Origin of the sequence: Amycolatopsis nalaikhensis (genome assembly GCF_030264295.1) — a bacterium.
Lineage (GTDB): Bacteria > Actinomycetota > Actinomycetes > Mycobacteriales > Pseudonocardiaceae > Amycolatopsis > Amycolatopsis nalaikhensis.
Genome location: NZ_CP127173.1, coordinates 2,563,420 through 2,577,281, shown reverse-complemented (window position 1 = coordinate 2,577,281; position 13,862 = coordinate 2,563,420). Strand labels below are relative to the sequence as shown.

Genomic DNA, 13,862 nt, shown 5'->3' with positions numbered 1-13,862 from the left:
ATAATGACGGAACTCATGGATCCGACGCTTGCCGCGCGGGCACTGTCCGCCGCCACCGAGATCACGAGCACCGCCCTGTCCGGCGACGACCCGGGAGCGGTGCTGGACACGGTCGTCGCCAGGGCGGCCGAACTCGCGGACGCCGACCTGGGCTTGGCGATGGTGAGCACGGACGACGGTCGCGTGGTGGTCGAGGCAGCGCATTACGCCACGGCTCACCCCGCCGCGGACGAGCCCGCCGAAACGGGCGACCCGGCGACGGCGCTCGGCAACGCGAGCGAAGGCCGCGGTGGACCGGCCTCGGCCGACGCGCGCGCTGGGGAAGGCGCGGGCTCGGCCTCGGCTGATGCGAGCGCGGGCCCTGGCGAACCGGTCTCGGCCGACGCAGGCGCGGGCTCGGCATCGGCCGACGCGCCCGCGGATCGCGGCGGACTGGCGTCCGCCGCCGCGAGCGGCGGGCCGGGCGTGGGCTCGTCCGCCGCCGATCCGGGTGCGGGCCCTGGCGGACCGGCCTCCGCCGATCTCTCCCTGCGTGGCCTTGCCCTTCCCGCCGACTCCGCTGCCGGGCGGGTCGCTCGGGGTGGGGAGCCCGTGGCCAGCGAGGACTTCACCGTCGATCCGCGGACCGCGCCCTACGTTCCCGCCGAACTCCAGGGCTATGGCCCCTTCGCCGCCGCGCCGTTCGGGTCCGGGGGGCGTGTTCTCGGCGCGCTCACCGTCTACCGGAAGCGGGGCCGCGAGCCCTTCTCCGCCGGGACCGTCGAGATGCTCGTCGCCTTTGCCGCGCAAGCCGGGGTTGTCCTCGCACTCGCCGAGGGTGCCAATGCCCGGCACCGCGTCGCCCTCTACGAAGAGCGCGAGCGCATTGCCCGTGAGCTCCACGACGTCATCGTCCAGCGCCTCTACGGTGCCGGCATGCAGCTCGACCGCGTCCGGCGCAACATGCGCAAGCGGTTCGCCCAAGCCGACGGGGCTCGGCTGTCCGACGCCATCGACCAGCTCGACCAGACCATCGAGGAGATCCGGGGCACCGTGCGCGCGCTGCGGTCACCGGAACCTCGCCACGACACCGGCACGCCCACCGACCTCGCCGAGTCGGCGCGCGGCGAGGTCCGCATCGCCGGCGAGCTGCTCGGGTACCCGCCGACCCTGGAGCTGTCCGGCGAATTCGCCGACATCCCCGCGGAACGGGCCGACCACATCCGGGCCGCCCTGCGCGAAGCACTGTCCAATGTGGTCAGACACTCCGGTGCCAGCGAAACCCGCGTGACGCTGACCAGGGACTCCCGGGGCGTGAAACTCCGGGTCCGGGACAACGGATCCGGCGTCCCCCAAGGCGTCGCCACCCGCGGTCTGCGTCATCTCGCCGAACGCGCGGACGCCGCGGGCGGGAAGTTCTTCCTGAACTCCTCACCCAGTCTCGGCACGCTCGTCGCGTTCGACCTGCCACTCGACTGATTCGACTCGGCCTCACCCTTCTCGGGTCATCCAAGCCTCCCTTCCTCGCCCTCGAGAAAGATCTTACCGGCTCATCGAACATATATTCGACTCACCTTCGGGTGAATGTCGCCCCGGGAAATGGCCGATGAGCATGGCGGACCGTGACGAGCGGTGAAAAGGACGCAGCGAACGGCGGCTTGCGGACGTGCCGAATGCGCAGGGTTACTTCTCGCGGCGCGCGATCCAGGCGGCCGCCTGCGTCCGGCGCTGCATGCCGAGCTTCGCCAGCACGGACGTGACGTAGTTCTTGACCGTCTTCTCCGCGAGGAACAGCCGCTCGGCGATCTCGCGGTTCGACAGGCCCTGGCCGATCAGCTCGAGCACGTCCCGCTCGCGCTCGGTCAGCGCCGCCAGCTCGTCCGTCGGCGGGTGCCGCATCTTGTCCAGCACCCGCGCGGTGCTCACCGGGTCCAGCAGCGACCGCCCGGCCGCGACCTCGCGCACCGCGTTCACCACGTCCTGCCCGCGCACCTGCTTCAACAGGTACCCCGCGGCGCCGGCCATGATCGCGCCGACCATCGCCTCTTCGTCGTCGAACGCCGTCAGCATCAGGCAGGCCGGCGGGTTCGGCTTGGACCGCAGCTCGCGGCACAGCGTGATGCCGTCGCCGTCGCCGAGGCGGACGTCGACCACCGCGACCTCCGGCTCGACGTGCATCGCCACCGCCAGCGCCTCTTCGACGCTGCTCGCCTCGGCGACGACCTCGATGTCCGGCTCGTCGCCGAGGAGGTCGCGCAGCCCGCGGCGGACCAGTTCGTGGTCGTCGACGAGCAGTACCTGGATCGGCATACCACGAGGTTACGGGGTGTGTGGACGGCGTGCGGCGGCCCGTCGGCACCGTCACACCCGGTGTCGGCGGGCAATTACCTCGAACGTGTCGAACAAAATGCGTAACATCCCGACTGGTACGTATTACCGGTGCGCGATTCCCCAGGTCGACATGGAAATGGGGAAGAATCACGAAACCTGCCGGATTTCGTCAGATGCTGGCATTTCCCGAATTCTCGAATGGGGCGTAACAGGCACCGGATGGTCGCGATAGTCACCACGCAATCGCCCCGATTCCCTCCGAAAGGAATTCCGTTGTCCCTGATTCGTCGTGCCCTGACCACGGCCGCCGCGGTCGCCGGGCTCGCCCTCCTCGGCCCCGTCCCCTTCGCCTCCGCGCAGCTCGCCGTCCCCGTCGCCGGTGACCTGAACTGCAAGGACTTCAAGTACCAGGAGGAGGCGCAGGCGGTCCTCGACGCGACACCGGGAGACCCGAACAACCTCGACGAGGACCACGACGGCAAGGCGTGCGAATCGCTGCCCCCGCGTCCCCGGCAGAGCACCACCCCGACGTCCGAAAAACCGGCCACCACCACGCAACCGGCTCCGAAGTCCAGCACGAAGAAACCCGCGACGGGCGGCCAGGTGAAGGTGAAGCCGGTCGGCGGCGTGGCCACCGGCGGGGGCGAGCCGGACACCGACGTCCCCGGCTTCCTGGTGCTCAGCGGCACGCTGCTCGCCGCGGCGGTGTCCGGCGGCATGGTGGTCTACCTGCGCCGGCGCCCGAGTTGAGGCACCCGCGCCGGTGGCCGGCCGTCACGGCGGTCGCCGCCGCGTTCGGCGCGGTACTGGCCGTGGTCCTCGTCCTCGTCCTGGCCCCGAAGGCGCCCGAGCAGATCGCGCCGCCGAGCCCGGCCACCACGAGCACCCCGAGCACCACGAGCACCGCGGCGGAGACCACCGGCGGCCTCCCGGCGGCGGAACCGGCGTCGCTGAGCATCCCGGCGATCGGCGTGCACGCCGAGACCATCCAGGACCTCGGGCTGACGTCGAGCGGCGAGCTGGAGGTCCCGGGTGACGCCACGACGGTCGGCTGGTTCACCGGCGCGCCGTCGCCGGGGGAGCCCGGTCCGGCGGTGCTGGCCGCGCACGTCGACTACAAGCACGTGCCCGGCGCCTTCTCCCGGTTGAAGGAGCTGCGCCCGGGCGAGCAGGCCAGGATCGGCCGCGGCGACGGCCGGACGGTGGTCTTCACGGTCTACCGCGTCGACCGCTACGCGAAGGCCGAATTCCCGACGGACCAGGTGTACGGCGACACCCCCGGGCCCGAGCTGCGGCTCATCACCTGCGGCGGCGCGTTCGACCGGGCGAGCGGCAACTACCTCGACAACGTCGTCGCCTACGCGCGGCTCACCGGCGTCGAGGTCTAGTCCAGGTCGATCCGGGCCAGCTCGAGCCTGCGGTAGGCGCGGTCGTCGAGCGACCAGACGTCCAGGACGTCGCCGTCGAGCTCCCGGGTACGCGATCACGAGTTGGGTGGGCTCGCCGCCGTCCGCCCGGTACCGGACGTCCGCCGGGATCCCGGCCTCGAGCTGCAGGCAGAGTTGCTGCTGCTTCGGCGTGAGGCGGCCCGCGTACCGGTCGCTCATCGCGCGGGCGAGCTGCCCGCGGCGCAGGCCCGGACCGCTCGCCGGAGCGGCCAGCAGGCGTTCGGCGTGGTCGAGGGGGCCGGGCGGCTGCTCGCCGGGTTCGCGGTCACGCACGACGACCTTCGGCTCCACCCGCTCGCGGGCGGGCAGGACGATGCTGCCGTCGCCCGCGTGGTGCGTGGGCGCGTATCCCGCTTCGCGCAACGCTTCGAGCGTGCCGGTCGCGTCCACAGTGGACGTCAGGACGGTTGGTGCCACCGAGCGCAGGCCGAGTTTCGCGAGTTTGCGGTGCGCGGCGAGTTCGGCGAGGACGGCCGGTTCGCCGACGACGACGCTCGCGACGTCGAGCACCCGCGCCTCGCCGTGGCGCCGTGCGACGTCGTTGACCAGGTACACGAGCGGCTGCGGCAGGTCGCCCGCGGCGATCGCCGTCAGCTCGTCGAGCAGTTCCTCGGCGGTCGCGCCCTGGTCGAACGCCCGCCGGACGCTCGCGGGCGAGAACCGCCAGCTGGTCGCCGTGCCCTGGGCTTCCCGGTCGGCGACGCGGTCGAGCGCCGCGGCGAGCCGCGCGTCGGGTGAGCCGGGCACGATCGCCGTCAGGTCGGTGCCGAACAGCGCCGTCGTGCGCGCGCGGGACACCAGTTCGTCGGTGACCTCGATGAGGTCGCCTTCGTCGAGCAACGCGCGTCCGGCCGCGGTGACGGCGCCGTGGGCGAAGACGCCGAGGAGTTCGCCGTCGTTCAAGGCCTCACGGACGTGTTCGGGGAAGTCTTCGGCGGGCAACATCGGCGCGTGCCACGCGGCGAGCTCGGTCAACGCGGCGACGTCGGCGATCGCGTCGCCCGGGTCGAGCCGGGCCAGCAGCCGCACGAGTGCCTTGCGCACCAGCGCCGGGACGTCGGTCTCGAACTCCAGCGGCTCCGGGTCCCACCAGGTCGACAGCAGCAGGCGGTACAGCAGCGCGGGCGCGGGCCGCGCGACGTCGGGGTTCGGCGCGAGCGTGGGCGGCGGCGCCTTCTGCCCGCGGCGCGGCGCGGGTGGCTCGTCGGCCAGCAGCAGCCCGGCCTGCGCGGTGAGGTCGATGGCCAGGGCGATCTCCTCGGGCGTGCCCTTGGTCTCCTTCGCGATCTTCTTGATCAGGCGCGCGCCGATCGTGCCGTCCTTGAGCAGCGGAAACGGCTCCGCGGCGGCCAGCTCGAGGATCGCCGAAACCCGATCGAGCAGCCGCAACGCGGCGGCCGACGACAGCGCCTCCGCCGCCTCGGCCCCCGTGTGCGTGACGGAGAACTCCGGCTCGGCGGGGGTGAAGGGCAGCTGGTGGTCCGAGCCGCGCAGGGCCAGCGACACCTCGATCGGCATGGCCACGGTGCCGTAGAAGGTCTGGACGAGGAAGCCGTGGTCGAACGCCCAGCCCGCCGGGGCCACGCCGTGGACCTCGGGCACGCCGTCGGCCATGTCCTGCACCAGCTTGCGGGCGTCCGCCGGCGCCGTGGCGAAGAGCTCGCGGACGCGGTCGGCGTCGCGGAAGAAGTGCACCAGCGCGAGCAGGAGCTCCGGTTTCCGCCCGGTTTGCGGCAGGCCGAGCGATCGCGCGAGCCGCGCCAGCGCGCTCGTGCCGAGGTCGCCGAGCAGCGCCGCGACGGGCCTGCCGAGGCCTTCGGCTTGGAAGTCGGTGCGGTGCAGCGGTTCGGGCAGGACGAGGCCGTCCCGTTCGCGCCACAGGATCGCCCGCTCGGCGAGTTCGTCCACAAAGGATTCGACGGCGGTCGTGCCGAGCAGCCGCGAGACCTCGGCGACCGGCGTCGGCCGCCGCCCGAGCGCGTGGCAGAGCTGGACGGCGCGCAGGACCTGCACCTGCGGCAGGGACAGCCTGAGCAGGGCTTCGTCGAGCGACCGCGCCGAACCGAGCCGCGCCGCGAGGTCGTCGAGGCGGCGGGGCCACGGTTCTTCGAGCACGTCCGGGCGGTGGGCCAGTACCTTCGCCAGCTCTTCCCGGTCTAGGTTCGCGAGCCGGCCGAGCAGGTCGGTCGTCATGGCGCCAGGCTAGATCACCGTTCGCAGGCCACTCCGTCGCCGTCGCGGTCGAGCGCGGACCGGTAGCCGGGCTCACCGCGGTACAGCGGCGCGGCACCGGCGGCCTTCGCGGCCGAGCAGTTCGCGTAGTACGCGCTGTGGTCGGGTTCCGGAGCTTCCTCGGTGGTCTCCACGGGCGGCGGCGCCGGAGCGGCCTTGGTGGCGGGTGCCGCCGGAGCCGGTGTGGGTGTCGACGTCGGGGTGGGAGTCGGCGCGGGGGCGTCGATGGTCCCGTTGCACGGCGGGCCCCACAGCCCGCTGGCGGCCTGCTTCGCCGCGGCTTCCGCGGCGGCGAGCGCGGGCGATGCGGCATTCGCCGCGTACTTGAGATAACCCTTTTGGATCGCGAGAGCCGCGTAGTCCTGACCGTCGGCCAGCGTCACGGGGATGCCTTGCGCCGTTTCCACGCCCAATGTGATCATTTTTCCGGAAAGGGTGGTGGTGGCCCAGCCCAGCGATTCCGTCGCGTAGCACCCGCTGTTGACCACCGGCGCGACGACACCGAGCACGTGGACCGTCTTGCTGGGTCCGTCGCTGCCCTGGGCAATGAGGGTCGCACCGTCGGTGACGGTGCCGACGGTGTAGCTGACGACGACCGGCTTCGTGCTGGTCGTGGGGGTGGCCGGAGACGGCGGGGGCGCGGCGGCGGGCGTCGTCGGCTCCGGTGCCTTCCCGAAGATCGCGCCCAGCACGAACAGGACCGCGAAGGCGGCCAAGACGATCTTCAGCCAGTTCGGAAAGCGCTTCATGCCGGGTTTCCTCGTTCCTCGACGCGGTGTGCCGAGGAGGTACTCGGGAAATCTCCCGCCGTTGTTACGCACGAGCCCGTGATCGACCACCAGTCGTTATCCGGCGGAATGTTGCCGTCACGATCGCGTCACGAACCATCCGCGCGCGCCGAAAAGGTGTCACAACGCCGCACCGGAAAACGACCCTGGCGGCGTGATCGAATCCCTCCCGCTGCGCGGCGCCGGTGGCCACCCCGCGCGGAACGTCGAGTTCACCGCACTGGAGATCCGGACGACCGGCCTGCGGCCGGGCGCCGTCGTCGAGCTCGCCGCCGTGCGGGTCCGCGCCGACGGCACGGTCATCGGTGAGCTGTCGACGCTGGTCGACCCCGGTCCCGGCGTACCGCCCGGCCCGGCCGTGGTGCACGGCCTCACGCGCGGCGACGTCGACGGCGCCCCTTCGTTCGGTGCGGTGCTGGGTTCGCTGCTGAACTTCTGCCGCGGCAGTGTCGTCGTGGTGCACCACCTGCCGCACACCAGCGCTTTCCTCGGCCACGAGGTCGCCCGGCTCGGCGCCCGGGTCCCGGTGCTGCCCGGCGTCGACACCCTGGCCGCCGCACGGATGGCCGTCCGGCTGCCGAACTACCGGCTCGCCACCGTGGCCCACGCGCTCGGCGTGACGACGCGGCCGGGGCAGCCGGCGTTGTCCGGTGCGCGGACCGTCGCTCAGCTGGCCGTCAGCCTGTTCGGACGGCACGGGTTCACTTTCGCCGCCCCACCGGTGCTTCCGGAGCTGCCCCGGTTCGCCGCGGGCCCGCTGCGCCCGCGTGCCGACGCCACGGTGGCCGAACCGGGCTGGATGGCGGAGGCGGTCGAACGGGTGACCTCGATGGACACCGACCCCTACCTGGACCTCCTCGCGGGCGTCGTCGCCGATCGGCACGTGTCGCGCGAGGAGGTGTCGGCCTTGGCCGCGTTGGCGGCCGAAGCGAGCTGGCCGGTGGAGCGGGTGCGTGCGGTCCACGAGCAGTTCGTCGCCGCGCTGCGGGAGATCGCGGAACGGGACGGCGTGGTGACCGACGCGGAGGCACGCGAACTGCGGCAGGTGGCGACCGCGCTCGGGGTCGCGGAAACGGGGTCGCCGCGGCCCGTGGCGAGCGGGAAGCCGACGCGGGTGCTAGTCCTCGGCACCAGCGTCGCGGCGGACCAGCTGCGTGCCCGCGTCCTCGCCGAGGGCGTCCAGCTGGCGAAGAAGCTGACGGCGAGCGTCACGCACCTCGCCGCGGACGCGACCGTGCCCGCGAACGAACCCCGGCTCACCCGCGCCGCCGAGCTGGGCGCCGAGCTGCTCGACGTCCGCACCGCGCCGGTCGCGCTCGGCTTCGAGCCCCCGCCCGCGCGACCGGCCACGGCCACGGCCGCGCCGGAGCGCCGGGCGCGCGTGGTCGGCGGGCGAGTCCTGATGGGCGTCGGGCTGGTGCTGATGTTCATCGTCGTCGTCGCGATGTTCGGCGGTTCGTCGCTCGCGGCGGGGATTTTCCTCGCCGTGCTCGGGGTCGGTGCGCTGCTCGGCGGGTGGTGGATCGCCGAGCCCGCCGCGCGATAGCGTCGAGGCTGTGCCGAGACTGATCCACCTGAACGGGCCGTCCGGGATCGGGAAGTCCACCATCGCTCAGCTCTACGCCGGACGGCGGCCCGGGGTGCTCAACCTCGACACCGATCGCGTCGTCTGTCTCATCGGTGGTTGGCGCGACACCTTCTTCGAGACCTTCAAGGCCGCGGACCGGGCACGACGTCGTCATGCCGCAGCTCGCCGCTCGCCACTCGCGTTCGGGACATCGCGCCCTTCGAGGCCGCCGCTGCCGACTGTGGGGCCGAATACCGGGAAATCCTGCTCACCGCGGACAAACCGGTCGCCGTCACCCGGTGGGCCGCGCGCAGCGACGCCGTGAGCGAAGGCGTCGACGACGTTCTGCGGGATCGCGGGGGTGCTGCCGTCGTCGAGCGGATTCACGACCAGCTCCTCGTCGTCCACACCGATGGGCGCTCGCCCGAGGAGACCTATGACGCCCTCGTGCGTGTTCTCTGACCCCCGTCCGGTTCACTGGTGACCATGGCGGTGATTCCGGAGCTCGCGCTGCGGCAGATCGAACGGTGGTGCGCGCAGCACGTCCCCGAGCACCTCAAAGACCAGGTGCGGGTCGAGTGCCGGACGCGCGGGCGCGCCGTCACCATCTTCGAACGCCGCGCCGCCGGGGATGGCTGGAGTGAACAGAAGATCGCTCAGCTGCGGCTCGACGACTTCGGTATCTGGTCCGTCCTGTGGGCCGACCGCAACGGGCAGTGGCTGAGCTACCCCGACGCGCCCGTCGCCAGCACGCCGCCCGCCCTGCTCGCCGAGATCGACCGGAATCCCGACGGCGTCTTCTGGGGCTAAGCCGGCGGGAACCGCTTCTCGTTGCGGTCGATCTTCGCGTGCGCCGCGGCCGCCAGGTCCACGCCGAGGCGGTCCGCCAGCTGCAGCAAATACAGCGTGACGTCCGCGATCTCGTCGAGCACCTTCGCCTCCAACGCCGGGTCCTCGCGCCACGCGTCCGACTCCTCCGGCGTCAGCCACTGGAACAGCGACGTCAGCTCGCCCACTTCGCCGGACAACGCCATCGTGAGGTTCTTCGGGGTGTGGTACGGCTCCCAGGAGCGGGCCGCCGCGAAGTCGCGGAGGCGCTGCGTTACGTCTTCGAAGGTCACTCGACGATTGTCCCCGGTGGTCACGGTGCGCTAACGGCCGTATGGCGGACTGGCGTTGACCGGTGAATCTCTCACTCAATAGGTTGAACTTCGTCGGGATGCTTGCGGGGCCCAAGGCTGGGAAAGGAACGTCTTGAAGTACCTGCGATCCGTCCGCGGCCGCATGCTCTGCATCGCGTTCGTCCCCGGCGGCGCGCTCGTCCTCGTGGCCTTCGTCATCGCGTTCTTCCTGGTGCAGCAAGCGGTTCGGACCAGCGACCTGGCGATGGAGACCGCCGGGGCCGCCGACCGGACGGCGCGTGCCGTCGTCGCCCTGCAGGGCCAGCGCGGGGACGCGATGGCCGACCCCCTCCGCCGGACCGAGGCCTATGCGACCTTCACCCAGCGGATCGACACCGCCATCGCCGGCCTGCGCGACTACGCCCGCCGCGCCCCGGACGCCGAGTCCGGCTACCAGCAGATGACCGCCGTCGAGCTGCTTTCCGTCGCCGAAGGCATGTACCGCGCCGATTCCCTCGCGCTCGCGGGCCTCGACGGGGTGACGCGGCGGACCTTCGCCGCCGCCGTGGCCGCCTACCGGGCCGAACTCGCCCGCGTCGCGCCGCAGCTCACCGAGAGTGGCCGGACCGCGTATGAGTCCCTCACCCGCAGCGCCGACTGGAGCAGGCTGGCCGCCGCCGAGGACGCGCTCGCCGCCGCCGAACCGCTGCCCGTTCCCGAGTCCACCTGGCGCAGCGCCGCCTACACCGTCTCCGACCAGCTCGGCAGGCTGTACTCGCAGCAGAACCAGTACGCCGTGCAGCTCACCCTCGACGACGGCCGCCGGACGCTCGCCGGTGCCATCGCCGCCGGTACCGCTCTGCTGCTGTTCGCCGGGCTCCTGCTCGTCGTCGTGCGGCGGCTCGTGGCGCGGGTGCCCGTCCCGGTCGTCCCGATCATGGTGCCGACGGTCCGCGCCGCCATCCCGCGTCCCCGACACGCACGGTCACGACGGCCGCGGACGCCGGAGCCGTGGCCGCTGAAAGCCGTGTTCGACGACTTGCGGCGCTCATGAGCACGTCACCGAAAGTCACGGATTACTCCGAAAAGAGCACGCGGTTGGCCCACACGCGCCGCCGCCGTGGTCGGGCAGACTGGTGCGCGTGAGTCCCCACTCGGATCTTCGCCCCTACCTGCGCACTTTGGACGCGGAGACGCTGGCGGACCTGCTGCACGCCCAGGCCGAGCGTGACCCTGAGTTGCGGCATTCGCTCGAACTGCGCGCCGCCACCCAATCCGGTGACGTCAGCGAGGCGCACCGGCTGCTGGACACCGCGGTGACCGACGGGAACGTCGAGTACGCCGCGAAGATCGGCGCCGTCCTCGACACGCTGCAGCGGATGCTCGACGCCGGCAGCCCGGCCGACCTGGCCCCGCTGGCCCGCCGGACGGTCGACGACATCAGCGAAACGCTGGAGCAGTCCGGTGACCACGCCGGCGACCTCGGCGACCGGCTCGAACGGGCCGTGGAGCTGTACGCCCGCGCGTGCGCCGCGCGGCCGCCGGACCCGGAGAAGCTGGCCGACTGGATCGTCGAGGTCGAGTTCGACGGCCCCGGCTGGCCGGTCATCGACCTCGCCGAGTTCGCGACGGCGCTGGGCGAGCCCGGCCTCAAGCGGATCAAGTCCACTGTGGACGACGTGCTCGCGGTGAGCGGACCCGGCCACCGCCGTGACGTGGCCGAACGGCTGCAGGAGCAGCTGGCCGAGGTGCTCGGCGACGTCGACGGGCTGGTCGCGATCCTCTCGGCGAAGCCGCCGCGCCGCGACGTCAGCCTCAAGATCGTCCGGGTACTGCGGGCCGCGGGGCGGCACAGCGAGGCCATCGCGCACGCCGCCCGCGCGCTCACCCACGACAAGAACCCGCCGCCGGTGCCCGAGGCGGACGACGAAACCTCCCGCCGGCGCAAGGAGTTCGACGCCGAGCCGGGCCGCGAGACGTACGCCGCGCTGCGCGAAGCCGCGACAGCCGACGGGAAGTGGACCGTGCACCGGCGGGAAGCGCTGGCCCGGCTGCGTGAGCTGGCCGCGGAAAGCGCCGAGCACGCCGACGCGCTGGCCCGCGTCCTGCTCGACGACGGCCGTCCGGACGAGGCCTGGCGGGCTTGTGTCCGGTTCGGGGCATCGCCGGAACTCAAGCTGGAACTGGCCGAGCAGCGCGCGACGGACCACCCGGCCGAGACGATCCCGGTCTTCCGCGAGCACGTCGAAGAGCTCATCGAGCGCAAGGACCCGCAGGCGTACCAGGAAGCCGCCAAACGGCTGAAGGTGTTGCGCTCCTTGCACAAACGCGCCGAGACGCCGGACGAATTCACCGCTTACCTCGCCGCGCTGGTGGAAACCCACCGCCGGAAAACCCGCCTCATCACGGAAATCCGGACCGCGCGGATCGCGTTGCCCAAAGCCGTAACCTCCCCGCGCACACCTCGTTGACCCGGGTGAACCGGTGTGCACGTGCACCGGGACACCGCGAGCCCGCCAAGGCGGTAGCGCCGCTCTGGCCAGCGACGTCGCGGTGGCCCTGTTCCGCCGTCCGGCTCGGCGCCTCCCCGTCGAGCACGCGGCGGGACCCGCGCCAGGGCCACCGCGACCGGCTGGGGAGCCCGATGGAAACATTGACCGCATGAGCCCGGTGAGTCGCGCCCGCAAGAAGGCACCGCAGCCCGTCACCCACAGCGTGACCGGCCTGTTCAAGGACGTCCTGAACGACTTCTCGGCGCTGGGCGCCGACCCCGCGCCGGTCGACGTCGAGCTGCTCGCCTCCGAGGTGCTCGGCCAGTTCCACGACGTGCCCGTCGAGGACGGCGAAGAACCGCTCGGCCTCGAGCTGATCGGCTTCGCGCAGCGCAAGATCACGCCGGGGGCGGCGGCCCTGCTCGCCGCGCTGAAGGTCGTCGCCGAGACCGACGTCGAGCGCAAGGCCGCCGACGCCGGGCTGCAGGTCGTCCTCGGCCGCGGCATCCCCGAGCCGACCTGGGCCGCCGGGCTGGGGCAGGTCGCCGCGGGCGAGTGCTGGCGGACCGGCGACGTCTACGGCGACGAGTCGTCGCTGCTCTGCGTCTTCTCCCACGGTGACCAGCTGCACGGCTTGCTCGCGTTGCTCGACTTCACCGAGGGCGGCCGGGTGCGGGACCTCGTCGTGATCGAGCAGCCGGGGGAGGTCCTCGCCGAGATGCGGCAGCAGGCCGACGCCGACCCGGAGCTGGTCGTGCTGGAGGCTGTCGACCCCGCCGAGGCGCACCGGCTGATCGCCGACGGCCTCGCCGCGACCGATCACCTCGAGGACGCCGACGTCAGCGAGGACTACGCGCGCTTCCACGCCGTCGCGCTCACCTGGTGCCGCGCGCTGCCGGAACCCGCGCTCGTGCCCGAGGTGGCCGCCTGGTCCGACGACGAGCGGGCCGCCGTAGTCGAGCAGTTCGTCGCGGCGAGCGGGGAAGACGACGACGCCGCCCGCGCGATCGGCGGCCTGCTGCTGGAGCACGGGCTGCGGACCGACCCGGGCAACCCGCTGCGCATCGGGCCGGAGAAGGTCGCCCGGTTCCTCGAGGGCCTGCTGGGCGAGGAGTACGAACTCGACGCCGACCACGAGGACGCCGTCGAGCCGGTCGTGCTGGCCTGGGTGCAGTGGACGGCGGAGCGGGCCGGGCTGACCGAGACCGCCGTCGCCGCGCTCGACGAGGCCGTCGCCGACTACCTCAGCGAATACACCGACGGAGACGACGACTCCCCGCTCGAGCGCTACTTCAGCGGTGTCGGCGACCTCGCGCCGAGCGAGCTGGCGGACGCGCTGGAGCGCCGGATGTTCGCGGTGCCGTCGCTGACCACCGAAATCGACGACGAAGAGGTCGACCTCGACCCCACCGACCCCGAGCAGCGCCGCGCGCTCGTCATCGCCGAAGCCGACGAAGACGAGGAAGAGGAGCGGCTGGTGCTGCGGGCGACGATCGTCGACCAGCTGTGGGACGACGAGCCCGCCGAGGCGTGGCAGGCCGTCCAGCGGCTGCAGGAGGGCGAGCTCGACCGCGGCGAAATCTTCGAGCAGCTGATCGACGCGCTGGAAAGCAGCCTGCTGGAATCGGAAACGCTCGAATACGACGCCGACGCCTACCTGGAGGCGCTCGCCGAGCTCGGCTGAGTCAGGGGAGCGGCCCCGCGGGCTCGACCGGCTTGGTCTTCTGGCGGCGTTCCTGGAGCTTGTCGTCGAAGTCGACGACGAACGTCCCGGCAGCCATGGCGATCAGCAGGGCCAGACCGAGCACCGCACCGACCCACGTCAGGATCATCGCGAACATCGTGGGCCTCCTCCCCAGCTCAGAGTCGTTTTCGGTCTCCTTCAGGGTCGCTTTCACACGCCT

13 protein-coding genes and 1 pseudogene are annotated in these 13,862 nt (G+C 72.2%); 8 read left to right on the top strand and 6 right to left on the bottom strand.

All coding sequences use genetic code 11. The annotated features are described in order from the left end of the window. The first annotated feature begins 15 nt into the window (after positions 1–15). Positions 16–1,458: a GAF domain-containing sensor histidine kinase gene (locus QP939_RS12770; protein ID WP_434219674.1), complete on the top strand. Its 1,443-nt coding sequence runs from the start codon at positions 16–18 to the stop codon at positions 1,456–1,458. Positions 1,459–1,662: 204 nt separating this feature from the next. Here QP939_RS12770 and QP939_RS12765 read toward each other — a convergent pair whose 3' ends face one another. After that, positions 1,663–2,289 (bottom strand): response regulator, encoded by a 627-nt coding sequence (locus QP939_RS12765; protein ID WP_020642740.1) that lies wholly within the window; start codon positions 2,287–2,289, stop codon positions 1,663–1,665. A gap of 294 nt (positions 2,290–2,583) precedes the next feature. On the opposite strand from QP939_RS12765, the gene QP939_RS12760 reads away from it, so the two are divergent. After that, the gene (locus QP939_RS12760) at positions 2,584–3,060 is read left to right on the top strand and encodes an excalibur calcium-binding domain-containing protein (protein ID WP_285456964.1); all 477 of its coding nucleotides are present in this window, start codon (positions 2,584–2,586) and stop codon (positions 3,058–3,060) included. Further along, positions 3,057–3,698 carry a class F sortase gene (locus QP939_RS12755; RefSeq protein WP_285459727.1) on the top strand — a complete coding sequence of 214 codons (642 nt, stop codon included), beginning with the start codon at positions 3,057–3,059 and terminating at the stop codon, positions 3,696–3,698. The genes QP939_RS12760 and QP939_RS12755 overlap by 4 nt, the downstream gene beginning before the upstream one ends. 534 nt (positions 3,699–4,232) lie before the next feature. On the opposite strand, the pseudogene QP939_RS12750 reads toward QP939_RS12755, so the two are convergent. Beyond that, positions 4,233–4,703 (bottom strand): annotated as a pseudogene (locus QP939_RS12750) (helicase-associated domain-containing protein); the annotation flags it as partial. Between the two features lie 1,262 nt (positions 4,704–5,965). Then, a complete protein-coding gene (locus QP939_RS12745; RefSeq protein ID WP_285456963.1) occupies positions 5,966–6,739 on the bottom strand; it encodes an excalibur calcium-binding domain-containing protein in 774 nt (257 codons plus the stop codon). A 193-nt stretch (positions 6,740–6,932) separates the two neighbouring features. Between QP939_RS12745 and QP939_RS12740 the strand changes: the two genes are divergently transcribed. Continuing rightward, positions 6,933–8,324: a 3'-5' exonuclease gene (locus tag QP939_RS12740; protein WP_285456962.1), complete on the top strand. Its 1,392-nt coding sequence runs from the start codon at positions 6,933–6,935 to the stop codon at positions 8,322–8,324. A gap of 192 nt (positions 8,325–8,516) precedes the next feature. On the opposite strand, the gene QP939_RS12735 is transcribed toward QP939_RS12740, so the two are convergent. After that, complete coding sequence (locus QP939_RS12735; protein WP_285456961.1) at positions 8,517–8,753, bottom strand: hypothetical protein; 237 nt, start codon at positions 8,751–8,753, stop codon at positions 8,517–8,519. A 78-nt stretch (positions 8,754–8,831) separates the two neighbouring features. On the opposite strand from QP939_RS12735, the gene QP939_RS12730 reads away from it, so the two are divergent. Then, positions 8,832–9,155 (top strand): DUF3024 domain-containing protein, encoded by a 324-nt coding sequence (locus QP939_RS12730; RefSeq protein ID WP_285456960.1) that lies wholly within the window; start codon positions 8,832–8,834, stop codon positions 9,153–9,155. Here QP939_RS12730 and QP939_RS12725 read toward each other — a convergent pair. Next, a complete protein-coding gene (locus QP939_RS12725; protein ID WP_285456959.1) occupies positions 9,152–9,466 on the bottom strand; it encodes a nucleotide pyrophosphohydrolase in 315 nt (104 codons plus the stop codon). The genes QP939_RS12730 and QP939_RS12725 overlap by 4 nt on opposite strands. A 133-nt stretch (positions 9,467–9,599) precedes the next feature. On the opposite strand from QP939_RS12725, the gene QP939_RS12720 reads away from it, so the two are divergent. The 3 genes from QP939_RS12720 to QP939_RS12710 all read left to right on the top strand — a co-directional run bounded on the left by QP939_RS12720 (position 9,600) and on the right by QP939_RS12710 (position 13,642). Next, positions 9,600–10,520: a nitrate- and nitrite sensing domain-containing protein gene (locus QP939_RS12720; RefSeq protein ID WP_285456958.1), complete on the top strand. Its 921-nt coding sequence runs from the start codon at positions 9,600–9,602 to the stop codon at positions 10,518–10,520. Positions 10,521–10,608: 88 nt separating this feature from the next. Beyond that, complete coding sequence (locus QP939_RS12715) at positions 10,609–11,937, top strand: DUF6880 family protein (RefSeq protein WP_352251152.1); 1,329 nt, start codon at positions 10,609–10,611, stop codon at positions 11,935–11,937. 190 nt (positions 11,938–12,127) lie between these two features. After that, positions 12,128–13,642 carry a hypothetical protein gene (locus tag QP939_RS12710; protein ID WP_285456957.1) on the top strand — a complete coding sequence of 505 codons (1,515 nt, stop codon included), beginning with the start codon at positions 12,128–12,130 and terminating at the stop codon, positions 13,640–13,642. Between the two features lies 1 nt (position 13,643). Here QP939_RS12710 and QP939_RS12705 read toward each other — a convergent pair whose 3' ends face one another. After that, positions 13,644–13,799 carry a hypothetical protein gene (locus QP939_RS12705; protein ID WP_285456956.1) on the bottom strand — a complete coding sequence of 52 codons (156 nt, stop codon included), beginning with the start codon at positions 13,797–13,799 and terminating at the stop codon, positions 13,644–13,646. Positions 13,800–13,862: the final 63 nt, after the last annotated feature.